Here is a 23,648-nt window from a genome sequence, read left to right as displayed (position 1 = left end):
AGGTCACGGTTTTCCTTCGCCTTTTCCGCTATCCTTTGCTGGGTTTTACCTCTCAGCGAACGGCTATGAACCATTTTGATCTCTCCTTCTTAAAATATCTTCAGGATAACAGCCCTCTCGGGATTGAACATGCCGTACAGCGGTTTGGTAAAACGCTTTCAACGCTGAAACGCACGATGAAAGAGTTGAACGAGCTGTTGCCGACCCACGTTCAGCTACATCAGGATAATCAATGTATTACCACGAATATTGGCTACAGCGACTATATTCAGTTTCTGCAGCGGGTGCAGTTTAATCGCTATCTCACCACCGCCGAAGAACGCGTCCAGGATCTGTTCGTTGCGTTGTGCCTGTACGATGTGGTGAATAAGAACGAGTACTACAAAAAGTTTTTTGTTAGCGCCGGGACGGTCAAAAACGATACCCCGCTCATGCTGAGCCGGGTTCAGGAGAGCGGGCTCACGCTGTTAAGCATTCCGCGTAAAGGATCACAGCTGGTGGGGGATGAGTTCCGTCTTCGCCTTGCCGCGTGCATGTCTATTCTGAAAACCGTTGAGATAGGTGCGGATAACCGTTTGATTGCCCACCAGGCCAACGAACCGATTAACCGTTCTATCGCCGAACAGTTTCTGCGCGAGTGCGCGCCGGAAATCGCGCAGGCAGCGGATTATTACGTCAATGTGATTAGCCCCGCCACCCGCCTTGGTTATAACGGCCGCAAATATCTGCTGGTTTATCTAAGCCTGGCGCTACACCGTATCAAACGTGGTCACGGCATTACCGACAGCGAGATGAGCCACTTTCTGACCACTTATTCCTATGAGGTTCTGGACGATAACGATGAAAACGCCTGCCTCGACATGCTGATCGCCTCGCTCACGTTTATCCATCGCCCCTTTACGCTCTATGATCCCGCGCTGGCGGCGCATGTTTTGCGGGTCAGCGAAGCGCTTTCTGGCTGCCTGAATGCCACCATTCATAGTTATCACAGCTGGTATGCCGATATTTATAACTTCATTTATGCGGCAATTATTCAGAATAAATTCCACCTGTGGTTTGATGACAAAAAGCTCCACGATGTTGAGCGCCGTTACCCGCAGCTTTGGCACCACGTTCAGCAGGCGCTTAGCGAGATTGAACTTCACTGGCAGATGTCTTTTTCGGCAATTCATTTGGCCACGCTGGTGCTTATCATCAAGAAACATGAGCTCAAAAATCGCGTGGTCGGGGATGCGAAAAAGCGGGTCATTATTGTCACCAACTCATCGGAAAGCAAAGTCGGCTATTTCAAAGAGGTGCTGCGCTCTCGTTTTCACATTGAGGTTTTAGCCTGCGTTAACATCAATGAAATCGATCGCCTTTTACAGCAGGATTTCGATCTACTGATTACCTTCACCAATAAAATCTCCAGCCACCTCCGCCATGCGAAGCTGGACTACGTAAAGGTTAATTTCTACCTCACTCAGGATGATTTTCAGCTGCTGCGCGAGCATGGCCTTAGCCCGACGCGCAAAAAAATACCTGTTGATACTTTCGTTCAACAGGTACAGGGGATGAGCCCGAAGGCGTTAAAAGCCTATCTGGAACAACACTACGACGATGTCTTTATTTAGCGAGCGCCTGTTGGACGCCGCGGCACCATACGGCGTGTAGGTTCTCTTCGGCGTCCAGCACCAGAATATCGGCATCTTTTCCAGGTTCCAGGCTGCCTTTGCTTTGTGCCACGCCGGCCAGAATCGCCGGGTTAAGGCAGGCGATTTGAGCAGCAGAAACCCAGCCTTTTTCCAGCCTGGTCACGACATTTTTCACCGAATCAAGAAAACTCATCTCCAGATTGCGTACGGCCGGCCAGTCATCAGGAGAGACTGTGCGGGTACAGCCGTGGCAGTCGGTAATCTCCAGCGAATGGTGCTGAATACGGAACGTTTCCTGACGCAGATAGTGTTTAAACTCGAATCCTTCAGGAAAATCGACGTAGCCCAAACAGTCGCTCATCATCACCATCCGGCGGTCTTTTTTTAAGCGGTAGAGGATATCAAAGACCTCTGGTCGCAAGGTGATGCCGCTCTGTTTAGCGACTTCGGCGAAGGTCTCCTGATAGTACATCAGCGCGCCGACCACGCCGGGTTCGCGGTGGTGCAGCCCGCGCATTGCGCTGAAGGCATGGGTGAAGTGGTTGAGTCCGGCATCGATAGCGAGTCCAATCTCATCGAAAGTGGCGTCGGTATGCCCGGCTGAAATAGTCACGCCGGATTGATGAAGATGACGAATCAGCGCTAGCGCGCCGGGTAGCTCTGGCGCCAGCGTCATTAAGCGGACATGGCCACGTGCCGCACGCTGATAACGTTCGAACCCGGCTATACTGGGCTGCTGGACGCAGTCCAGGCGCTGCATGCCGATAAATTTTGGATTTATGTAGGGGCCTTCCATATGGATGCCCACCGCTTGCGCACCATCTTCAGGCCTGGCGTCGGCAATCCACTGCGCTGCGGCCGCCAGGCTTTCCAGTAAAAAGTCTTCCGACTGGGTGGCGGAGGTTGCCAGCCATGAGGTGACGCCGGCATTGACCAAATCCTGGCTCATCGCCCGGAGCGAATTCCGCTCACCTTTCCAGGCAAAAGAGCCACGCCCCCAGCCGTGGACGTGAATATCAACAAAGCCCGGCATCAGCATGGCGTGACGGTAATCGATAACGCGTCCGCGCGGCTTATCGTCCAGCGCCACAATTTTGTCGCCATTCAGGTGCAGATATCCGGACCGGATGCCGTCCGGGGTAATTATTCGCTCGCAGGCCAAAGAGAGAAGGGCATCAGCCACGATCTTTCTCCTTAACCCGGTCAGACGTTTCCTGGGCAATCACCGCGCATAGCCCGGTGTAATGCGCGGGGTCAATCAGCGCATCAATTTCGCTATCGCTGAAATTCTGGCGAATAACCGGATCGTGGCGCAGGACGTCCGCGTAAGGAATACTTTCATGAGTGCTGCGCATGGCCAGATGGTAAACGCGCTCGTGTGCGGCATCTTTGCCCAGTTTCTCGACCAGATGCATCATTATCTTTTCGCTGTTAATCAGCCCATGGGTGAGCTGGACGTTGTGCTGCATCCGCTCGCTATTAATGACCAGCGTACGCGTCAGCTCTTCAGCACGCATCACGATTTCAGCCATGCACTCCATACTCTCCTGAATATTGGCGTCGAAGATAAAGTAGGCTGAACTGTCCGCTTCAAACGGGCGTGGGCTGACGTACAGGCAGGATGTCAGCACGGAGTAAAGCTTTTGCGCATTGCCGATAATACCTTTGGCCAGCTTGGGGTTCACTTTCTGCGGCATAGTGCTGCTGCCCACGGTGCCTTTGGTAAAGGCTTCTGAGACCTCGCCAAACTCTTCCCCCGAGGTTTGATACACCTCCTCGGCAATTTTATGTAGGGTGGTGGCCAGCAGGCATAAATTACTGATGTACTCCATCCGGTACACGCGCGAGTTGCGGGATGGAATGGCCATGGAGTGCATTCCGAGCTGCTGCGCGACGCTATCCTGTACCTGGCGGCCGGTTTCTCCCGTCGCGTGGAAGGCTCCAACGGCTCCCCCCATCATCACCGTAAAGACACGTTTTTCCGCTTCCTGCATTCGTTCCTGTGCACTTAATAATTCATCAATCCAGACGGCTACTTTATAGCCCCAAGTAATGGGCAGCGCATGTTTGCCGTGGGTGCGTCCAGCCATCAGGGTAGACTGATGCTCGCTCGCCATGGTTGCCAGATTGCGAAGCGTATCGTTGACGAACTCTTGCATCAGCGCATTAAACCGTTTTGCCAGATACAACTGGGCGGTTTGCTGAATATTCTGGGTGGTCACGCCGTAGTGCACGTATTTGCCGCTTTCACTGTCGCAAGCTTTGACCAGCACTTTGATAACCGGCACAAAACCGTGACCTATTTCGCGCAGCAGGCGTTCCATTTCGTCCAGATCGATCTTTTCAACCTGGCAGTTGGCGGCGATGTTCTTCGCCGCACTTTCTGGGATCATGCCGTGCTCGGCCTGAGCCAGCGCCAGAGCGGCTTCAACATCCAGCCATGACTGAACTCTCGCCTGCTGACCAAGCAGCGCTTTCATGCCGCGATCGTTAATGGTTTTACTTTTTGAATCATACAATGCGCGCATTGCCCTCTCCTTTAGCTTATTTAGCGCCGACAAGACGGTCATCAACCGCATTACGGACAAATTCTACGTGCGGGCCGAAGACCACGTGGATATGGTTATTCGAGGGGATAAAGGTCCCCAGTGACCCGGATTCTTTGAGTAGATCCATATTGATTTTTTTCTGATCCTGCAGGTCGATACGCAGGCGGGAGACGCAGTTCTCGACGCGTTTAATATTGTCTTTACCGCCAAGTCCCTCGATAACCATCTCGGCAACTTTGTCGTATTCTTTGTTATTGAGTAAGGTGCTGTCGGCCATTTCGCTTTCGCGTCCCGGTGTTTTGATATCAAACTTGCTGATGGCGAAGCGGAATACGAAATAAAAGACTACAAAGTTAACAATACCAAGCAGAATTAAATTAACCCAGTGCGTATTTTCATACATCAGGCCGAATATACCAAAGTCAAAGATAGTGCCGCGAATATAGCCAATGGACACTTCCAGAATTTGCAGTGGAATAGTTAGTAAACCGCAAAGCACCGCGTAGATAACAAAGAGTTTTGGCGCGATAAACAGGAAGGAGAATTCCAGCGGTTCGGTGATATTGCCTAACATCGCGGTGAGTACCACGGTCAGAATCATCCCTTTGGCAAATTTCTTGTTTTTGAAATAGGCCATGTGATACATCGCAAGACCAATAGCAGGCACGCGAAATAAGGTGGTCAGCATTTGTGATGAGGCAAGATAGCTGGTCAACGTTGGCATGTACTCTTTCCACGCTGGATGCGTCGGGCCAAGTTCAAAAAGGATTTTGTTCATCGCCGGTAATATCCCAACGTAGGTTTGCCCGTCTATCAGGTAGGTCCCCCCAGCGGCGGTGAAGCGTACCGTTGAACTCAGCACATGGTGCAGGCCGAAGGGGATCAACAGGCGGTTGAGCGTCATGTATATCCCCGCGCCAATATCCGGTGCCATCATGATGGTTGAGATTGCACGCATTCCGGCGGTAAAGAGATCCCAGATAAAGGGGATAATCAGCCCAACGGGAATGGCAAAGGCGATGGCGAGAATAGCCACTGATTTTTTGCCGCTAAAGAAGGCAAAGGCTAAAGGCAGCTGTAACCGGTAGAAGCGGTCAGTGACTTTCGCGGCAAGAAGGCCGGCGATAATCCCACCGAGTGCCTCAATTTTTAGCGTTTGTACGCCAAGCACCATGCCTTGACCCACTAATGAAAGATCGCCTTTGGCGAGCGTTCCTGCGAGCTTGAGGTGGACATGCATCGAAATTAATAGGGTCAGGTAAGCGGCTACAGAGGAAAATACGGCGATGCCTTTTTCTTTTTTCGACATCCCGTAGGCTACGCCCATCGCAAATAATAAAGGAATATTATTAAAAACAACGCTGCTGATTAATCCCAAAGAAGATAAAACGGCCTTAAAAATATCATTACCTAAAAAAGGCAGTTTATCGATCATATAACTCTGGCCTAACGCCGAGCTAATTCCCATTACCATCCCGACGGGAGCTAAAACTGCAATAGGTAATAATAGCGAACGACCGAATATCTGAATTTCATTTTTAAAATTGGTATTCATGATGTAAATCCTGACGTGGAATATCTTAACGATAAGATACTCGCAGGATTTTTTTGCTCAAGGGCAAATGGTGGTGAATAAGAAGCGCAGGATTTGACCATTAAAAAAGAGCCCGGAGGCTCTTTGTTAATGGTGGCCGTGGCCGTGTCCATGACCGCGCCCATGATGGCCGCGTCCGCGACCACGATGATCGTCCCGATCGCCCCAGCCGTCCCGATAGCCACGTTCATAGGCCTTATTTTTATCCCAGCCGCGATGCCAGCCGTTATCACGGTGATACCAGTTTTTATGCCAGTAGTCCCGATCGCGCCAGCGACCACCGTCCCAGTAATTGCCGTAATTGTCGCGATCGCCAATTTGTAGTTTTACGGATGGCAGCAGGGTGATTTCACCAGCATTCGCGAACATTGGGGCCGATGCCATCAATACCGCCGCCAGAATCAGTGACCTGAACATACTTCTCTCCTATACGATCGTGGTCAGTAAGACCTGTTAACGCAATATTACAATTCGGTAAAACCCCGGATTATTGGGTTAACTCTTAAACCGCCAGGAGAGAGCATTTTTTGTTAAAGTCGCTGTTATTTCATACCGCTCAAAATGCCATCAATTTCAGCGCATTCCTGCGGGCTGAAATGCCGGTTCGCCAGCATCCCGACCGCATCATCAAGCTGCGCCACTTTACTGGCACCAATCAGGACTGAAGTGACCGCCTGCTGACGCAGCACCCACGCCAGCGCCATTTGTGACAGCTTCTGCCCACGATTTTCCGCCAGCGTGTTGAGCTGGCGAACGGCATTGATTTTACCGTCGGTAAGCTGCTCAGGTTTCAGGAAGATACTGTTGCTGGCAGCGCGTGAGTCTGCCGGAATACCGTGCAGATAACGGTCGGTCAACTGTCCCCCGGCCAGCGGCGAGAAGGCAATACAGCCGACGCCTTCTTGCTGTAAGACATCCAGCAGACCGTTTTCCGCTCCGCGTTCCAGCATGGAGTACTTCGGCTGGTGGATAAGACAAGGCGTACCGAGGTCGTTAAGCATGTCGATGGCCTGCTGTGCAAGTTCAGCCGGATAGTTGGAAAGCCCAACGTACAGCGCTTTACCCTGGCGTACGATATGGTCCAGTGCGCGCATGGTTTCCAACAGCGGGGTTTCCGGGTCTGGACGGTGATGATAAAAGATATCGACATACTCCAATCCCATCCGTTTCAGGCTTTGGTCGAGGCTGGAAATTAGATATTTACGTGACCCCCAATCACCGTAAGGCCCGTCCCACATGGTGTAACCGGCTTTGCTGGAGATAATCAGTTCATCGCGGTAGGGGAGAAAATCTTCCCGCAGAATACGGCCAAAGTTGCTTTCAGCCGATCCCGGAGGCGGGCCGTAGTTATTCGCCAGATCAAAATGGGTAATGCCGAGATCGAACGCATGGCGCAGCAGTTGACGGCTATTTTCGACGTGCGTTTCGTCGCCAAAATTGTGCCATAACCCTAACGAAACGGCAGGGAGCTTGAGGCCGCTGTTGCCGCAGCGTTGAAACGTCATGTTCTCATAACGCGTTGGGCTTGCCTGGTAAACCATGGTGTCCTCCAGAGTATTCGGTTGTGTATACGTTTACACTAACCAATGTCCACCACCTCGTACACTCCTGAAATCTGTAAATATTGCTTTCCAGCAGACTTTTTTGCCAATTCTGGACAGCCTTAACACTTCTTCAATACTCAAAGAAACAAACCGCTGGGGGAAGTGCATGATGAACGCGCCTTATACCGTTGCAGATTATCTACTTGACCGCCTTGCTGACTGTGGCGCTGACCACCTGTTCGGCGTACCGGGCGACTACAACCTCCAGTTTCTCGACCACGTGATTGCCCATCGGACTGTCCGCTGGGTGGGATGCGCCAATGAACTCAACGCGGCCTACGCGGCGGACGGCTATGCGCGGACGCAGGGCTTCGGCGCGCTGCTCACTACCTACGGAGTCGGCGAACTTAGCGCGCTCAACGGTGTGGCCGGTAGCTTTGCTGAGCATGTGCCGGTCCTGCATATTGTCGGAGCACCCTGTACAGCCGCTCAGCAGCGACGCGAGTGCTTACACCACACCTTGGGCGACGGCAATTTCGATCATTTTCGCCAGATGAGCGCGCCTATTTCGGTGGCTCAGGGAGTGCTGAATGCCCGTAATACCTGCGAAGAAATTGACCGGGTGCTGAGCGAAATCGTGCGGCGCAAACGTCCGGGCTATCTGCTGCTACCCGCTGATGTCGCATCGCTGCCCGTTGCGCGTCCTGGGAGTGCTCTCAGCGTGCAATCAGCTGCAAAAGATAACGCGCAGTTGGACAGTTTTATCCTGCAGGCGCGAAAGTTACTGCAACCCTGTCATCGGGTGTCTTTGCTGGCGGATGTGCTGGCGCTGCGGTTTGGGCAGCAATCTGTGCTCAATCAGTGGATGAAAGAGGTGTCGATTCCCCATGCCACATTGTTGATGGGCAAAGGACTATTTAACGAACAGCAGCCGGGATTTGCCGGGACCTACAGCGGAGGGGCTAGCCTGCCGCAAACGCGCGAGGCGATTGAGGACGCCGAGGTGATTATCTGTATTGGTACCTGTTTTACCGACACGATCACTGCCGGCTTCACCCACCGCATTGCGCTACAACGCTCAATTGAAATTCAGCCGTTTGCCGCTCGCGTAGGCGAACGCTGGTTCAGCGGGATTGCAATGCAGGAGGCGGTAAACGCGCTGATTGCGCTCAGCAAAGACTTTTCTGCCCAGTGGCAAACCTATCGCCGGAGGATTAGCGCACCGTCAGCGGTGGATAGCGGGCATCTGACTCAGCGCCATTTCTGGCACACGCTGGAAAAATATCTCCGGCCGCATGACATTGTTCTGGGCGATCAGGGCACAGCTGCATTTGGTATTGCCGCGTTAACGTTGCCGACCGACAGTAGCCTGATTGTCCAGCCGCTATGGGGATCGATTGGTTTCACGTTGCCCGCCGCCTTCGGTGCGCAGACCTCGCAGCCGGACAGGCGCGTGGTGCTGGTGATTGGCGATGGCGCCGCGCAGCTCACTATTCAGGAGTTAAGCTCCATGCTGCGCGATGGCCAGCGGCCGCTAATTTTGCTGCTTAATAATGAAGGGTATACGGTTGAGCGTGCGATCCACGGGCCGGAGCAACGCTACAACGACATCAGTCTATGGAACTGGACGCAGGTGCCGCAGGCGTTGAATCTGGACTGCCAGGCTGAATGCTGGAAAGTGACCAACGCATCGCAGTTAAACGATGCGCTGGCGCGGGCGGAGCGGGGGGATAAACTGACTTTACTGGAAGTCATGCTGCCGAAAATGGATATCCCTCCGCTGCTGAAAGCGGTGACTCAAGCGCTGGAGGCGCGCAACAACGGGCGCTAATCCTGGCGTTTACGTGGCACCATCATCGTGGGTTTCCCCGCCAGCAGCAGCCAGGCGGGGAGCATCACGATGCACAGTAACGGCAGCAATGTCGTATCCGGGACCACCACGGCGGCCATAAACAGGCTAAGCCAGGCATCACGAGTCACCACGAGTACCAGTCCCAGAATGGCGCAGGAGACGGTGATCGCCGCCGGAACCGCCTCGACGTGGGCATGCAGCATTAGCCCGAGCGCTACGGCGACAAATACCGCCGGGAAGATACGCCCACCGCGGAAACCACAGGCTGCGGCCACGACCAGCGCGGCCAGCTTACTGAGCGCAAACAGCATATACTCGCCGGCGCTGAAACCTTGCCCGGTCGTGAGTTGGTGCATCTCATCCAGCCCTTTAAATAGGGTGATTGGCCCACCGAAGGTGCCAATAATTCCCAGCGCAAAACCGCCGATTCCCAGAATAATGACCGGACTTTTCAGGCGGTGCATCAGCGCGTGCAGGTGCGGCAGGCACCAGACTGCCACCATGCCTACGGCGATGGCGAAGAGAGTCACAATCGCCCCGCTGAAGATATCGACAACGCGCATTTCCTGATAATGCTCAATCGGCAATGAGAACTGCGGATGGAAAAACAGGCCGGTGGTTAAAGCACCGGCAGCTGCGGCCAGCAATGGGGCGAAGAGACGATCCCATAATGGGGTCTCGTTATTGCCGCTGAGCGTCTGGGAAAAAATGAGAGCTGCGGCAACGGGCGTACCAAACAGCGCGCCAATGGTGCCCGCGGCCGCCAGAATCGTCCAGTCGAGCGAGCTGACTCGCGGGAAAAATCGCGCGCCCAGCGCCACGGCCAGCGCGATATTGACCGACATAATCGGATGTTCTGGACCAAGGCTCACGCCGCCCGCCAGGCCGAGAATGAGCGCAATCACCAAACCGGGCAGATGCGAAGGGGGTACGGCGACCCCGATTAAGGGCTCGCTTGCCGGATCGGGTCCCGCGTGACCAGGGCTGTAGCGAATCACCAGACCGACGGCAATACCGGTCAGAGTCAGCATCAGGATTATCCAAAACGGAGAGGTAAAGTCCACGCCGAAAGCCGCAGGAAGGTTACGCCACAGCAAATGTTGCAGCACGGCGGCGATTTTCACGACCACCATTAACAGTACGCTGGATGCGACACCGATCAGCACGGCAGGGATAGACAGCAACAACATGGTTCTGGCTCGCGGGTGGAGCATGGTTTTATCCTTTTTGCTGAATGCCTGGGCTACTTTGCATTTTCCCGATTTTTTGTTCAGCGCAAATGGTGCTGAAACGATACGACCTTAGCGTTTATCTCTCTTCGCATGAGCTAAAAAATGCGCAAAAAATGTGACGAAGATCGATAATCCTGGGGTGCTCATGCAAACGTCATTGTTGTTAAAGCGCCTTGAATTTACAGTGTGGCAAAGATTTATTCTGACTTTAGCGGAGCCGTAACGGAATGACAAAGTTTGCTTTAGTAGGGGATGTGGGGGGCACCAATGCGCGTCTGGCATTGTGCGATATTGCCAGCGGGGAGATCTCCCAGGCGAAAACCTATTCTGGACTGGATTACCCAAGCCTGGAAGCGGTTGTTCGCGTCTATCTCGACGAGCATAACGTATCGGTCGAAGATGGCTGTATTGCCATTGCTTGTCCGATTACCGGCGATTGGGTGGCGATGACCAACCATACCTGGGCGTTCTCGATTGCGGAAATGAAAAAGAACCTTGGTTTCTCCCATCTGGAAATCATTAACGACTTCACCGCGGTATCCATGGCGATCCCGATGCTGAAAAAAGAGCATCTGATCCAGTTTGGCGGCACCGAGCCGATAGAAGGTAAACCGATCGCCGTTTATGGTGCAGGCACTGGCCTTGGCGTGGCGCATCTGGTTCACGTTGATAAACGTTGGGTTAGCTTGCCGGGTGAGGGTGGGCACGTCGACTTTGCGCCAAACAGTGAAGAAGAGGGGATTATCCTCGAAGTACTGCGCGAAGAGATTGGTCACGTATCGGCGGAGCGCGTGTTGTCGGGGCCGGGGCTGGTGAATTTGTACCGGGCTATCGTTAAAGCCGATAATCGTCTGCCGGAAAACTACAAGCCAAAAGACATTACCGAGCGTGCGCTTGCTGATACCTGCACTGACTGCCGTCGCGCGCTGTCGCTGTTCTGCGTCATCATGGGGCGTTTCGGCGGCGATCTGGCATTAACGCTGGGGACATTTGGCGGCGTCTACATTGCCGGTGGTATCGTACCGCGCTTCCTTGAATTCTTTAAGGCATCCGGCTTCCGCGGCGGTTTTGAAGATAAAGGCCGCTTTAAAGACTACGTACACCCAATCCCGGTGTATCTGATCGTTCATGACAATCCAGGCCTGCTGGGCTCCGGCGCGCATCTGCGCCAGACGCTGGGACAGGTTCTGTAAGCGCTGTCTTCGCTGGCGACGCCTGTCGCCAGCATCCCTTCTACAGATGCATTATCTGCCGAAACTCTTTCACCTTACTGCGGCTCACCGGCACCTGAAATTCCAGGTCGCGCAGGCGCAGAATATAGGTGTTATTAAACCACGGCTCAATCTCACGGATTTTATTCAGGTTCACGCAATACGAGCGGTGGCAGCGGAAAAAATGGCTGGTGGGCAGCTTGTTGCAAAATTCAGTGATGTTCATCGGCATGACGTAGGACTCTCGTCGCGTATAAACAAACGTCATTTTTTCATGCGCCTCGGCGTAGTAAATGTCATTTATTGGCGTGACGATGATGCGCTCATCTTTAATCAGATTGATGGTGTCATTTTCGCGGGTCACGCCCGCCGGGCTGTTGAGGTTACCTGACTGCTGCTGTTGCCAACTGGACTCCAGCTTTTGCAGCATGGAGACGATACGCATCTCCTGGTAGGGTTTTAGAATGTAGTCGAACGCTTCCAGTTCAAAGGCTTCCACCGCATGCTCTTTCCACGCGGTAATAAACACGATAAACGGCTTATGGGCGAACTGGCTGATATTCTGCGCCAGCAGCACCCCGTCTAAAGAGGGAATGTTGATGTCGAGGAAGATGGCATCCACTTTGTTGTGCTGCAAAAACTTCAGCACGTCCAGACCGTCGTCAAAGGTACCGACAATCTCCATCTGGCTGTGCTGTTGAATCAGCCAGGTTAGCTCCTGTTGTGCCAGGAATTCATCTTCAACGATGATGACTTTCATGCGTACTCCAGGTTAAGGCAGTAAAGTGGCGGCGGTAGTCGTGACCGGCGTGCGCTGATTGGGAATGTAGAAGGCTATCTCCGTTCCTGGCTCCAGTCGACGAATGTGCAGCCCTTCGCCATACAGCAGCTTAACCCGATGATGTACGTTGAGCAGGCCGATTTTATTCCCCGGCATTTCGTTAGCTTCAACTCGCGCCACCACCTCCGGGTCGATGCCCGGCCCGGTATCGCGCACGCTGATACGCACGCGGTTGCCGGATTCGGTAATACTGATGGTAACCACGCCTTTGCCTTTACTACGTTGAATACCGTGGACGATAGCGTTTTCGACCAGCGGCTGGATAAGCAGGCTCGGGATAAAACAGCTCACCTCTTCGTCAATATCGTAGATAACCGTCAGCTTATCGCCAAAACGTGCCTGCTCAATGGCGATGTAGTCCTTTATCTGGTACAGCTCTTTGCGGATATCAATTTGCTCATCGTCTTTTAATTCAATGTTATAGCGCAGATAGCGGGACAGATTAAAAATCAACTGTCGCGCAGTGTCCGGATTCATGCGAATCGACGACGAAATGGCGTTCAGGGCGTTAAACAAGAAATGGGGATTGATCTTACTTTGCAGCGCGCGCAGCTCTGCCTTATTTGCCATTTCACGCAGCTGCTCAGCGCGAGAAACCTCGAGCTGCGTCGAGATAATCTGCGACAAACCGATAGCCATCTCCTGCAAAGAAGAGGTGATTTGGTGGGCGTGGCAATAGTAGATTTTCAGCGTGCCGGTCACGACTCCCGTTTCCGACAACGGGATCACCAGCATCGAGTGGATTTCCGGCGTACGGTAGGCTTCATCATTGTTTTTGATAATGATATCGCCGTTAATGATCGCCTGTTTGGTGGTCGGGCTGATGGCATCGTCATTGTTGTGGTAGTTATCTTCCCCCACGCCAACGTAGGCCAGCACGCGCTCGGTATTGGTAATTGCTACCGCGTCGGCATGAATATCCTGGCGGATGATGTCGCAAATCTGTCGTAGGGTATCGCTGTTAATCTGGCGAAAGAGCGGCAGCGTTTTGTTGGCAATATCCAGCGCCAGCTTGGCTTGACGCGCGGCGCTGGCTTCTTTTTCGCCCTCTACGCTTTGTACCAGCAACACAATAAAACCGATGCAGACGCTACCGGCAATCATTGGAATGCCGATTTTCGAGACAATATCCACCCCCAGCGGGATATTGGGTGCCCAGACGACAACCAGAATCATGGTCAGCGTTTCGCACAGCATTCCGCCGAGGATACCTATTTTCCAGTGCAACTCTTTTGGAATTTTTCGGTTAATCAGGCCAGCTAAGATCCCGGCGATAATACTGGTAATAAAGCACGGAACGGCCGTGACGCCACCCGCATCAATCAGGTAGCGGTGGGTCCCGGCGATGAGCCCGACGATGCCGCCGACCCACGGGCCGAATAAAATCCCACCGGACATCACCGCGATAATGCGCACGTTCACCAGCGAGCCTTCCACCGGCACACCGGACCAGGTGCTGAAGATAGCGAACATCGAGAAAATAACGGTGACGGCGAGCAGTTCTTTCGCGGTATGGGCCGACTTGTGCAGTAATTCGCGGAAAAGGCGAATACGGATCAGGAAAAAGAGGCAAATCAGCATTAATGCGGCTCTGTCATAAACTGCGAGCAGCATATTGAATATTTCGTGCATGGCGGCGCCGGGTGTCTTCAGTAAAGTCTTATGATAAGTAACCCGGCGTCAGATGACCAGCGGCTTACTGAATAGGGAAAAACCTTAATTTAAAAAGGGGATTGATAAGGAAAGGTATTTAACAGAGCACAATGACCAACTTACGACGGGATAAGCAAGGTGTAATGAAACCATATCGATAACGTATTGTTGCCAATATGTTTTATATTCGCCTATATGTTGGCGTTAAGAAATGATTTTTATTGGTACTACTTCCTCTTTTTAGTGATGTCACCATTTTTTTCATTGCCCCTCGACAGACACATTTTATTCAGGTTATTTTCTATTCATGCCACATCGGTGGCAGCGTCGCTCGAACGGTTCGGGCGCTCACGTTATCCTGAGGAATTTATGGCTGACTCCAGTCCAGAACGTCGCTTTACGCGTATCGATCGCTTACCCCCGTATGTTTTTAACATTACCGCTGAATTAAAGATGGCTGCGCGTCGGCGCGGCGAGGATATCATTGATTTCAGTATGGGGAACCCCGACGGTGCCACGCCGCCGCATATTGTCGAAAAACTGTGTACCGTGGCGCAACGGCCTGATACCCACGGTTATTCCACTTCACGCGGGATCCCTCGCTTACGTCGTGCAATTTCGCGTTGGTATCACGATCGCTACGATGTCGAAATTGACCCAGAAAGCGAAGCGATTGTCACGATTGGCTCGAAAGAGGGGCTGGCACATCTGATGCTCGCCACGCTCGACCACGGTGATACGGTGCTGGTGCCCAACCCAAGCTACCCGATTCACATCTACGGCGCGGTGATAGCCGGTGCGCAGGTTCGTTCGGTGCCGCTGGTGCAAGGGGTCGATTTCTTTAACGAACTCGAACGCGCGATCCGCGAAAGCTATCCAAAACCGAAGATGATGATCTTAGGTTTTCCATCCAACCCAACCGCCCAGTGCGTTGAGCTGGAGTTTTTCGAAAAAGTGGTGGCGTTGGCCAAGCGCTACGATGTGCTGGTGGTTCACGATCTGGCTTACGCTGACATTGTCTATGATGGCTGGAAAGCGCCGTCGATTATGCAGGTGCCGGGCGCGCGTGATGTAGCGGTGGAATTTTTCACTCTGTCGAAAAGCTATAATATGGCCGGCTGGCGTATTGGTTTTATGGTCGGCAATAAAACACTGGTTAATGCGCTGGCGCGGATTAAGAGCTATCACGATTACGGTACCTTTACACCACTGCAGGTGGCGGCAATTGCCGCACTGGAAGGCGACCAACAGTGCGTACGCGATATCGCTGAGCAGTATAAGCGCCGCCGTGATGTATTGGTTAAAGGTCTGCACGAAGCGGGCTGGATGGTTGAGATGCCGAAGGCATCAATGTACGTGTGGGCCAAAATTCCCGACAAGTACGCAGCCATGGGATCGCTAGAGTTTGCCAAAAAATTGCTGCAGGATGCGAAGGTCTGCGTTTCGCCGGGTATTGGTTTTGGCGATTATGGCGATACCCACGTGCGTTTTGCGCTCATTGAGAACCGCGACCGTATCCGCCAGGCTATTCGCGGGATTAAAGCGATGTTCCGTGCCGATGGGTTACTGCCGTCTGAGCATAAATCTGCGGAATGATTTTCGCATCCCAGAAATGCAAACAGGAGCCAAATGGCTCCTGTTTTTTTATGCATTTTATTCACTAGATCATCAGGGCAAATGTACCGGCAAAAACGATGACCATAAAGGAAAAGCCCATAAAGAAATATTTCACGACTCATCTCTCCGCGTATCTTTTTTCTACGCACTCATGAACGTTGGTACTGCGAACTGATATCAACCGATGGAAATTCAAACTGTGTATTTTCGCGGTTGGCATCACTTCAGAATTCTGTGCTTTTGTGCTCCAGATGGCGCTAATGTACGCCTAAAGATGGGGTGAAACAAGAGGGATTTTTTTATTAATTTTTAGTTACTTACGAGTGTCGTGATTCGGCGACACATTAATTTCATTCGGTAATAAATTTCATTCTGGCGACGTCAGAGTTTGCCTTTCAGAAGCATAAAAGCGGACGCTTTGTGGCTCGCTTCAGGTAAAATATTGACTATTCATGTTGTTGTTATTTCGTCTCTTCCAGAATAAGGAATCCCATGGTTAAAAAATCACTGCGCCAGTTCACGCTGATGGCGACGGCAACCGTCACGCTGTTGTTAGGAAGTGTGCCGCTGTATGCGCAAACGGTGGACGTACAGCAAAAACTTGCCGAATTAGAGCAGCAGTCGGGAGGAAGGCTGGGTGTGGCATTGATTAACACGGCGGATAATTCGCAAATACTTTATCGTGCTGATGAGCGCTTTGCGATGTGCAGCACCAGTAAAGTGATGGCCGCGGCCGCGGTGCTGAAGAAAAGTGAAAGCGAACCGAATCTGTTAAATCAGCGAGTCGAGATCAAAAAATCTGACCTGGTTAACTATAATCCGATTGCGGAAAAACACGTCAATGGGACGATGTCACTGACTGAGCTCAGCGCGGCCGCGCTACAGTACAGCGATAACGTGGCGATGAATAAGCTGATTGCTCACGTTGGCGGCCCGGCTAGCGTCACCGCGTTCGCCCGACAGCTGGGAGACGACACGTTCCGTCTCGACCGCACCGAGCCGACGTTAAACACCGCCATTCCGGGCGATCCGCGTGATACCACTTCACCTCGGGCAATGGCGCAAACACTGCGTAATCTGACGCTGGGTAAAGCATTGGGTGACAGCCAACGGGCGCAGCTGGTGGCGTGGATGAAAGGCAATACTACCGGTGCCGCGAGTATTCAGGCTGGACTGCCTGCTTCCTGGGTTGTGGGGGATAAAACCGGCAGCGGTGACTATGGTACCACCAACGATATCGCGGTGATTTGGCCAAAAGATCGTGCGCCGCTGATTCTGGTCACTTACTTCACCCAGCCCCAACCTAAGGCAGAAAGCCGTCGCGATGTATTAGCGTCGGCGGCTAAAATCGTCACCGACGGTTTGTAGCAACGGAAACGGAATGGGGGAACTCATTCCGTTTTGTTTATCACCTCAGACGGCAAAACCACCATCGCCCACCTGCGCTTGCGCATACCAGGCCATAAGCTCCGTGGTTCCTGATTCTCCTTCCGCTGGAGCCCAGTGCGCATAGTCATCGGCAGCCACGGGTTGATAGCCACCGTGTTTTACTTCAAAAATGACGCCACCGGTATCCAGCGACAGCACGGCATGCCAGACTCCAGCGGCCATCTCCAGCACCGTACAGGTTTCCCCCAATATCGCCCGATGGGTGACGGTACCCCGATCGTCAAAATTCAGCACCACGAAACGACCACTTAATGGCAACAGTAGCTCGAAGGTGTGAGGGTGTCGGTGCGGGCGCACGTAGGTCCCAGGTTCCATGGCAATGGCCAGACGTTGGACCGAATCGCTTAATTCTGGATGGAAATTACGATGCGCACGGAGCCGAGGCGACTGCATGGCCGCTGCGCTCTGTTGCTGCATATCGCTCATGGTAATTTGTTTCATCAGGATGACCTTGTCGATTAATGAATTGGGGGATTACCGTATGGCGTCAGGGTGACAGAACCCTTAGAACAAGTGAAGAACTGGGTTTGTCCATTTTCCCCATCCTGATTTACTGAACTGGCATTGACGGTAGTGCAGATATCCGGGCCACTTTTTTAGTCGATAAAATCTGTAATTCTTTTTACCGTCCGGGAAAATGTTTATGGTGGTAATCATCCCCCAATTATTTCAGTGTGCTGGTAAAATAAACAACGTTCACTAAACAATGACGAAAAGGACGCTCAGCGTGGCGGGAAAAATTGACTATCAGATTGAAAAGTACAGTTTTACAGAAGCCAGCGAGCCAGAGCGTCTTGCTAATCAGTGGCGCGAAGTGATCGACGAATGTCGACAATCTCATGCTGGTGCGCAAGAGCGCTTGCGAATTGCCTTGCTGAATGTGGACTATGTCACCAGCTTTGAGCTGCCTTTTCGGCTGATGTTAACCCGCGCGCCGCAGCTTATTGCTGGCATCCGTGACGGGCTTCGGCTTAACCAGAAAAATGTCATTTTTAACGGTAAACGGTTTGGCTGCGTCTACAGTCTGAAGGCTGATTTGAGTGCGGTCCCGGATGCGTTTCAGTACAGCCTGGCAACCCGTATTCAGCGCGTTGATCCTACAGGAACCACGGCCACGCCCTTCCAGAAAATCGCCAAAGAGGTTAAAGCGCCGCGTCAGCGTCTTAAACAAGCGCTGGAAAGCGGCCTACACGTCACGGCGCTGGACGGATTATTCTGGTTCGGAATTCAGCGGATCGCCACGGATGTGCAGCGGCTGAGGAAATCAGGCATGGTAATCGCAACGGCAGAAACGATGGTCTTCGATAGCCTCACCGATACTACGCGGCTTGTTCCGGTCTATCGAGCTGAGGCCCGCTAAACTCACATTGCCATACTTACGCGATGTTATGAGTCGAACTGCTCGGGCCAATTGGGCGAGAAATCAGATTGTTGCGATTACCACATCAAATCATCAGGAACGACAAAAGCGGCGTACGGATCTTCTTCGTCCAGCGTTTCTTTGCTGATCTCATTGCTTAAAACAATATAGCTGGCATCGCGCTGGGCGATTTTATCGGCGACGCCTGCGGGGATTAGCGCATACTCGCTTTCGGCGCTGGCTTCGGCGGTCAGACGCGCAATCGTCAGGCGGCCGCTGATAAGCTGTGCCTGAGCGGTTTTATCCACGTAGATTTTTTTGATGACATTATTATCGGTGAAGTTAAACCCAATATCGCCTCTTGAAATAACAACTTTATTCATTTCAATGAGTTGTTTTATCTGTGCTTTGTACTCTTTCGACAACGTCGCTTTTTTTTGCTGCTCGCTTAACAGCTTATCGCGCTCGATCTGTGCCTTCTTGTTTTCTTCAACCGCCTCTCTGGCCTCACGAGCCTGAACGCGCGATTTTTTCGCTGTTTTTTGTACTTTCGCCATTTTTTTACTGGAGACGAGCCCAGCCTTAAGCATCTGCTCTTGTAATGTTAATTTTGTCATGTTCGTGTCTAAACCCAATAAAAGAATGTTGGGGATTATAACCTTATCCGTATAGGCTGTGCCAGATTGCGGGTTCGTGACGAAAAGGCTTAATGCTGCAGGTCGGAAGGGGGGTACGGTTTTCGGCTGATTACGCAGAGGGGAAACGTCGAATAGAGACGTGGCGGTAAAGTGTCCCCTGCAGGAATCGAACCTGCAACTAGCCCTTAGGAGGGGCTCGTTATATCCATTTAACTAAGGGGACGAAGCGGCAGGAGTATACCGTTTTTTGTCCGCTGGAGTAAGTACATAGCCGCTTGACTGCTCAAACCGTCGCCATTCAGGATGGATTATCTCGGCCGCTATCCTTTTTAACCCGTTCTGTATCCTGTCGACGAAGCTTTTCTTTACGCGCGTTGCTCATATCATTACGGATCTGCGCGTGGCTCATTAGTGCGAAAATAAACGTACCACCGCAGATGTTTCCGGCGAGAGTCGGGAGCGCGAAAGGCCAAATAAAATCGCTCCAATGAAGCGTGCCGTTGAACACCAAATAGAGAATTTCCACCGAACCGACCACAATGTGCGTGGTGTCGCCCAGCGCAATAAGCCAGGTCATCAAAATAATCACCACGATTTTTGCCGCACCCGCAGCGGGAAACATCCAGACCATCGTGGCAATGAGCCAGCCGGAGATAATGGCATTTGCAAACATCTCGGTTGGGCTGTTTTTCATCACATCCATGCCGATTTTCACGAAAGCATCACGCGTGTGCTCATCGAAAATTGGCATATACTCAAAAGCCCATGCGGCAATTCCGGTACCGATAATATTCCCGAGCAGCACGACGCCCCATAGCCTCATTAGCAAAGCAAAATTACCGAGGGTTGGGTTTTGCATCACCGGGAGGACGGCAGTCACGGTATTCTCGGTAAACAGCTGCTGCCGGGCCATGATGACAATAATAAAACCGAAGGTATAGCCGAGATTCTCCAATAAAAAACCTCCGGGAACACCTTCAAGCTCGACGTGAAAGATGCCCTTTGCCAGCAATGATGCCCCCATTGATAATCCCGCGGCGATAGCTGACCAAAGTAGCGCCATGGCATCGCGCTCCATTTCTTTTTCGCCTTCCTGACGTATGTGCTCATGAATTGCCATTGCGCGGGAGGGGAGCCTATCCTCATCAACCTCTATCTTTGTCCCCGTTTGCTTCTCTTCGCTCTCCACCGCTAATTCGTCGCTGTGTTTATCTATCTTTTCATTTTCGATGTCATTCATCTCAGTATTCCTGAAATAAGCACGTATAGCCTAAGCGTAGCGGCTTATGTTTGACACGCGGTTGGATGTATTCTGAAATTACGAGAACCCTGGCCTTAGCTTTATCGACCTGGAGAAACAGATGTACCGCTGCGGCGGCGTTACCAGGCTATGATCAAATCAGCGAGGCCGGTTATATAGACATCGTTCGATGGGCTGTTACAATCGCTCACATCTAAACGGGCGGATACGCGAGCGTTCCGTCATGGATGGCAATCAGTGATAGCCATTATCAACAGGGAGACATTTATGAAGCTTCGCCTGTCGGCGCTGGCGCTGGGAACCACACTACTGATGGGCTGTGCGAGTTCCGCTACAGAACAGCAGGGGCGTTCAGACCCGCTTGAAGGATTTAACCGGACCATGTACAGCTTCAACTTCAACGTGTTGGATCCGTATGTCCTACGTCCGGTAGCGGTAGCATGGCGTGATTATGTTCCGCAGCCTGCGCGCAATGGCCTTGGCAACTTTACCAGCAACCTGGAAGAGCCGGCCATTATGGTGAACTCCTTCCTGCAGGGGGACCCGTACCAGGGGATGGTCCACTTTACGCGTTTCTTCCTGAATACCGTTATTGGGATGGGCGGCTTTATTGATGTTGCAGGTATGGCTAACCCGAAACTGCAGCGCGTTCAGCCACACCGTTTTGGCAGCACGCTGGGGCATTATGGCGTGGGCTATGGGCCATATATGCAACTGCCGTTTTACGGCAGCTTCACCCTGCGTGAAGATGTTGGCGACATGGCCGATACCACCTATCCGGTGCTCTCCTGGCTGACCTGGCCAATGTCGATTGGTAAATGGGTGGTTGAAGGTGTTGAAACCCGTGCCCAGTTGCTCGACTCCGATGGCCTGCTACGTCAGTCTGCCGATCCGTATATTATGGTGCGTGAAGCCTACTTCCAGCAGCATGACTTTATTGCTAATGGCGGTAAGCTCAAACCTGAAGTGAACCCGAACGCGCAGGCGATTGAGGGCGATCTGAAGGATATCGATTCGGAATAACCGATTGGCGGTAATAAAAAAGGGTGAACATGATGTTCACCCTTTTTTTATGTCTTCAGGCTATCAGAAGCGATAGTTGAAGTTAGAACCGAACAGCCAGGCTTTACCTTCAGATTTGAAGGTGTAGTCGCCTTCCTGAACGGTAACGGTCTGACCATGCATGTAAGAGGCGCCAAAGTCGATAGAGGCATCTTCGTTAAACGCATAGGTGGTACCGGCGCTCAGCCAGAAACGGTCCTGATCTGGGATAGAAATAGAGCGATGGTTTGCTGGAACCGGGCTATCATCGAACGCAATACCGGTACGGAAGGTCCAGTTTTTGTCGTAGTAATAGGTGGTACCCAACGCGATACGGTAAGCGTCTTTAAAGCTCTCGTCTTTATAGAACAGCTGCTGGCCGTTTGAGCCGGTCGCTTTCAGCTCCTGGAACTGACTCCAGCTGGTATAGGCGATGCTATAGTGGATAGCCCACTGTGGATCGACCTTGTTATAACCGGAGATTTCCCACATTTCAGGCAGGTTCAGGGTCAGAGAACCGCCGATGGTGCGGCCATCTGTACCGTACGGCACCTCTGCGGGAAGTCTTCCGTTATAGCGGCTTGAGATGTTGCTTTTATAATCGCCATCGAAGTCAATTTTTACTTCTGAGCGATAGGTCAGACCCCAACGGTTATTTTTATCCAGCTCATACAAAATACCCGCATTCCAGCCGTAACCCCATTCATCACCTTTCAAATGAGCGATTTGAGTGTCCGGCCCGGTGACTCCAGAGCCAGGCAGTCGGCTCAGAGAGAGGCTCGTATCACCGGCATAACGCTCAATTTTTGCCTTAGCGTACACGGCATCAAACCCGAGGCCGAAGCTCCAGTTGCTGCTCAGACGGTAGGCTCCGCTCAGGTTGAGGTTAGCGGTTTGCAGGTCGGTCTTGCCGCCGTACATGCCGGCAGCGTAGCTATTATTAAACTCAGTGGCCAGGCCGTAGTTGGAGGTGATGGAAGCCCCCCAACCAAACTGTTCGTTAATTGGCATCACGAAGTGGACGTTGGGTACCCAGGCGGTTGGCGCGATATTGTCGGCATCGGTGCTTTTGCCGGTAGCCGGGGATTTGCCTGTAATATTTACATCAGGGTCAATGAACACCGCACCGATAGAAAATTCCGGGCGGTCGAACATTGTAATCAGCGCCGGGTTACGGCTGGCATTACCCGCATCATCGGCGATTGCACCTTCGCCTGAATAGGCGCGGCCCAGACCGGAAGATGAGAATTCATTTAGCTGGAAACCTGCTGACCAGGCTTGGGTGGAAACAAGTGCCACTGCAACAGCAAGAGCAGACTTCGTGAAACGGGTTTTTTGGCTCATGACCATAACCTCATTGAGTTATTTTTATACAAACAATGTTACATGTAGTAACAGAAGCGCGAAGTGTAGGGGCTGGACTACAACTTAGAAATCAGACCAGTGACGAGAGTATAGGTCTGACCAGATGGGATGTTGCAATATTGTTTATTAATATTTTCAAAGATGTTGTTTAAAACGGGATCTGGTTGGCAAAATTGCGGGTCTGGTCATGGGTAACCAAACGCTGAATTTGTTTTAGATCATTTTTAATTGTGATTTCGGTCACTTATCCCATTTCATCTCATTAACGACTGGAGGGGGACCGCGGGCGGGCGTAAAATAGGCACATAGTTTATCTGGCACCTTGAGTGCACAAAACAGAGGAAATCTGCAATGAGTAAATGTAGTGCTGATGAAACCCCAGTTTGCTGCTGCATGGATGTTGGTACCATTATGGACAACACCGACTGCACCGCATCCTATAGCCGCGTATTCGCTAACCGTGCACAAGCAGAAGAAACTCTGGCTGCGTTGACTGAAAAAGCGCGTGGCGTCGAGTCCGAACCGTGCCAAATCACCTCTACTTTTAAAGAGGTGGAAGGCGGCGTACAGCTGGACATCGACTTCGTTTTCGCATGTGAAGCTGAAACCCTGATCTTCCAGCTGGGTCTGCGTTAATCGCATTCTGACTCACTGCTCTTAATAACGCCCCTGCTGCTGATGCCGCAGGGGCGTTTTCTTTTGTGCTCAATGTGTTTTAGCTCCCAATTTTTCCTCTCTTCGATTGGCTAAGTGTAAAAAATTAGTTAAGAATGTTATCAGGTCAGACCACTTGGTCGATTTCCGATA

General features: G+C 52.0%; 21 protein-coding genes and 1 tRNA gene. 8 read left to right on the top strand and 14 right to left on the bottom strand.

What is annotated here, in order from left to right:
* Window positions 1-65: 65 nt before the first annotated feature.
* Window positions 66-1,613, top strand: a complete 1,548-nt coding sequence (locus tag LZ634_RS03175) for a hypothetical protein (protein WP_234502316.1) — start codon at window positions 66-68, stop codon at window positions 1,611-1,613.
* Here the strand turns inward: LZ634_RS03175 and LZ634_RS03170 are convergent.
* The 5 genes from LZ634_RS03170 to mgrA form a co-directional block, all read right to left on the bottom strand.
* Entirely contained in the window at window positions 1,606-2,817 is a 1,212-nt protein-coding gene (locus tag LZ634_RS03170) for an N-acetylglucosamine-6-phosphate deacetylase (RefSeq protein ID WP_234502315.1), read from the bottom strand. The genes LZ634_RS03175 and LZ634_RS03170 overlap by 8 nt on opposite strands.
* Complete coding sequence (locus LZ634_RS03165; RefSeq protein ID WP_234502314.1) at window positions 2,810-4,162, bottom strand: adenylosuccinate lyase family protein; 1,353 nt, start codon at window positions 4,160-4,162, stop codon at window positions 2,810-2,812. The genes LZ634_RS03170 and LZ634_RS03165 overlap by 8 nt, the downstream gene beginning before the upstream one ends.
* 16 nt (window positions 4,163-4,178) lie before the next feature.
* Window positions 4,179-5,738 carry a PTS transporter subunit EIIC gene (locus tag LZ634_RS03160; RefSeq protein WP_234502313.1) on the bottom strand — a complete coding sequence of 520 codons (1,560 nt, stop codon included), beginning with the start codon at window positions 5,736-5,738 and terminating at the stop codon, window positions 4,179-4,181.
* A gap of 126 nt (window positions 5,739-5,864) precedes the next feature.
* Window positions 5,865-6,194, bottom strand: coding sequence for a DUF2502 domain-containing protein (locus LZ634_RS03155; protein WP_234502312.1), 330 nt, complete (start codon window positions 6,192-6,194; stop codon window positions 5,865-5,867).
* 125 nt (window positions 6,195-6,319) lie between these two features.
* Window positions 6,320-7,318, bottom strand: coding sequence for an L-glyceraldehyde 3-phosphate reductase (gene mgrA / locus LZ634_RS03150; protein WP_234502311.1), 999 nt, complete (start codon window positions 7,316-7,318; stop codon window positions 6,320-6,322).
* 172 nt (window positions 7,319-7,490) lie between these two features.
* On the opposite strand from mgrA, the gene LZ634_RS03145 reads away from it, so the two are divergent.
* Window positions 7,491-9,152: an alpha-keto acid decarboxylase family protein gene (locus LZ634_RS03145; RefSeq protein ID WP_234502532.1), complete on the top strand. Its 1,662-nt coding sequence runs from the start codon at window positions 7,491-7,493 to the stop codon at window positions 9,150-9,152.
* Here the strand turns inward: LZ634_RS03145 and LZ634_RS03140 are convergent.
* Complete coding sequence (locus LZ634_RS03140) at window positions 9,149-10,387, bottom strand: ion channel protein (RefSeq protein WP_234502310.1); 1,239 nt, start codon at window positions 10,385-10,387, stop codon at window positions 9,149-9,151. The two genes, LZ634_RS03145 and LZ634_RS03140, sit on opposite strands and share 4 nt — an antisense overlap.
* Window positions 10,388-10,632: 245 nt before the next feature.
* On the opposite strand from LZ634_RS03140, the gene glk reads away from it, so the two are divergent.
* On the top strand, window positions 10,633-11,598 hold the full coding sequence (glk, locus tag LZ634_RS03135) for a glucokinase (RefSeq protein WP_234502309.1): 966 nt from the start codon (window positions 10,633-10,635) through the stop codon (window positions 11,596-11,598).
* A 40-nt stretch (window positions 11,599-11,638) separates the two neighbouring features.
* On the opposite strand, the gene LZ634_RS03130 is transcribed toward glk, so the two are convergent.
* Window positions 11,639-12,376, bottom strand: a complete 738-nt coding sequence (locus tag LZ634_RS03130) for a LytR/AlgR family response regulator transcription factor (protein WP_234502308.1) — start codon at window positions 12,374-12,376, stop codon at window positions 11,639-11,641.
* Window positions 12,377-12,388: 12 nt separating this feature from the next.
* Entirely contained in the window at window positions 12,389-14,089 is a 1,701-nt protein-coding gene (locus LZ634_RS03125; RefSeq protein ID WP_234502307.1) for a sensor histidine kinase, read from the bottom strand.
* A 390-nt stretch (window positions 14,090-14,479) separates the two neighbouring features.
* On the opposite strand from LZ634_RS03125, the gene alaC reads away from it, so the two are divergent.
* The gene (gene alaC, locus LZ634_RS03120; protein ID WP_234502306.1) at window positions 14,480-15,706 is read left to right on the top strand and encodes an alanine transaminase; all 1,227 of its coding nucleotides are present in this window, start codon (window positions 14,480-14,482) and stop codon (window positions 15,704-15,706) included.
* A 64-nt stretch (window positions 15,707-15,770) separates the two neighbouring features.
* On the opposite strand, the gene ypdK is transcribed toward alaC, so the two are convergent.
* Complete coding sequence (gene ypdK / locus LZ634_RS03115; RefSeq protein WP_112204148.1) at window positions 15,771-15,842, bottom strand: membrane protein YpdK; 72 nt, start codon at window positions 15,840-15,842, stop codon at window positions 15,771-15,773.
* 377 nt (window positions 15,843-16,219) lie between these two features.
* On the opposite strand from ypdK, the gene LZ634_RS03110 reads away from it, so the two are divergent.
* Entirely contained in the window at window positions 16,220-17,095 is an 876-nt protein-coding gene (locus tag LZ634_RS03110) for an extended-spectrum class A beta-lactamase CTX-M-246 (protein ID WP_213994582.1), read from the top strand.
* Window positions 17,096-17,140: 45 nt separating this feature from the next.
* On the opposite strand, the gene LZ634_RS03105 is transcribed toward LZ634_RS03110, so the two are convergent.
* Window positions 17,141-17,617: a WbuC family cupin fold metalloprotein gene (locus LZ634_RS03105; protein ID WP_234502305.1), complete on the bottom strand. Its 477-nt coding sequence runs from the start codon at window positions 17,615-17,617 to the stop codon at window positions 17,141-17,143.
* A gap of 286 nt (window positions 17,618-17,903) precedes the next feature.
* Between LZ634_RS03105 and LZ634_RS03100 the strand changes: the two genes are divergently transcribed.
* Window positions 17,904-18,536, top strand: coding sequence for a DNA-binding protein (locus LZ634_RS03100; RefSeq protein ID WP_234502304.1), 633 nt, complete (start codon window positions 17,904-17,906; stop codon window positions 18,534-18,536).
* 77 nt (window positions 18,537-18,613) lie between these two features.
* On the opposite strand, the gene LZ634_RS03095 is transcribed toward LZ634_RS03100, so the two are convergent.
* From LZ634_RS03095 to LZ634_RS03085, 3 genes are all read right to left on the bottom strand, one after another.
* Entirely contained in the window at window positions 18,614-19,153 is a 540-nt protein-coding gene (locus tag LZ634_RS03095) for a DUF2058 domain-containing protein (protein ID WP_234502303.1), read from the bottom strand.
* A 172-nt stretch (window positions 19,154-19,325) separates the two neighbouring features.
* Window positions 19,326-19,397, bottom strand: a tRNA-Arg gene (locus LZ634_RS03090).
* 75 nt (window positions 19,398-19,472) lie between these two features.
* A complete protein-coding gene (locus LZ634_RS03085) occupies window positions 19,473-20,414 on the bottom strand; it encodes a formate/nitrite transporter family protein (protein ID WP_234502302.1) in 942 nt (313 codons plus the stop codon).
* Window positions 20,415-20,702: 288 nt separating this feature from the next.
* Here LZ634_RS03085 and mlaA point away from each other — a divergent pair, with 288 nt between their 5' ends.
* Window positions 20,703-21,458, top strand: a complete 756-nt coding sequence (gene mlaA / locus LZ634_RS03080; protein ID WP_234502301.1) for a phospholipid-binding lipoprotein MlaA — start codon at window positions 20,703-20,705, stop codon at window positions 21,456-21,458.
* Between the two features lie 63 nt (window positions 21,459-21,521).
* On the opposite strand, the gene fadL is transcribed toward mlaA, so the two are convergent.
* Window positions 21,522-22,820 (bottom strand): long-chain fatty acid transporter FadL, encoded by a 1,299-nt coding sequence (gene fadL, locus LZ634_RS03075; protein WP_234502300.1) that lies wholly within the window; start codon window positions 22,818-22,820, stop codon window positions 21,522-21,524.
* 372 nt (window positions 22,821-23,192) lie between these two features.
* Here fadL and LZ634_RS03070 point away from each other — a divergent pair, with 372 nt between their 5' ends.
* Window positions 23,193-23,477 (top strand): YfcZ/YiiS family protein, encoded by a 285-nt coding sequence (locus LZ634_RS03070; RefSeq protein ID WP_234502299.1) that lies wholly within the window; start codon window positions 23,193-23,195, stop codon window positions 23,475-23,477.
* Window positions 23,478-23,648: the final 171 nt, after the last annotated feature.

This window comes from Kluyvera intermedia, assembly GCF_021440345.1.
Classification (GTDB): Bacteria; Pseudomonadota; Gammaproteobacteria; order Enterobacterales; family Enterobacteriaceae; genus Kluyvera; species Kluyvera intermedia_A.
The sequence above is the reverse complement of the archived record's forward strand: the minus strand, read 5'-3'. Positions and strand labels throughout refer to the sequence as shown.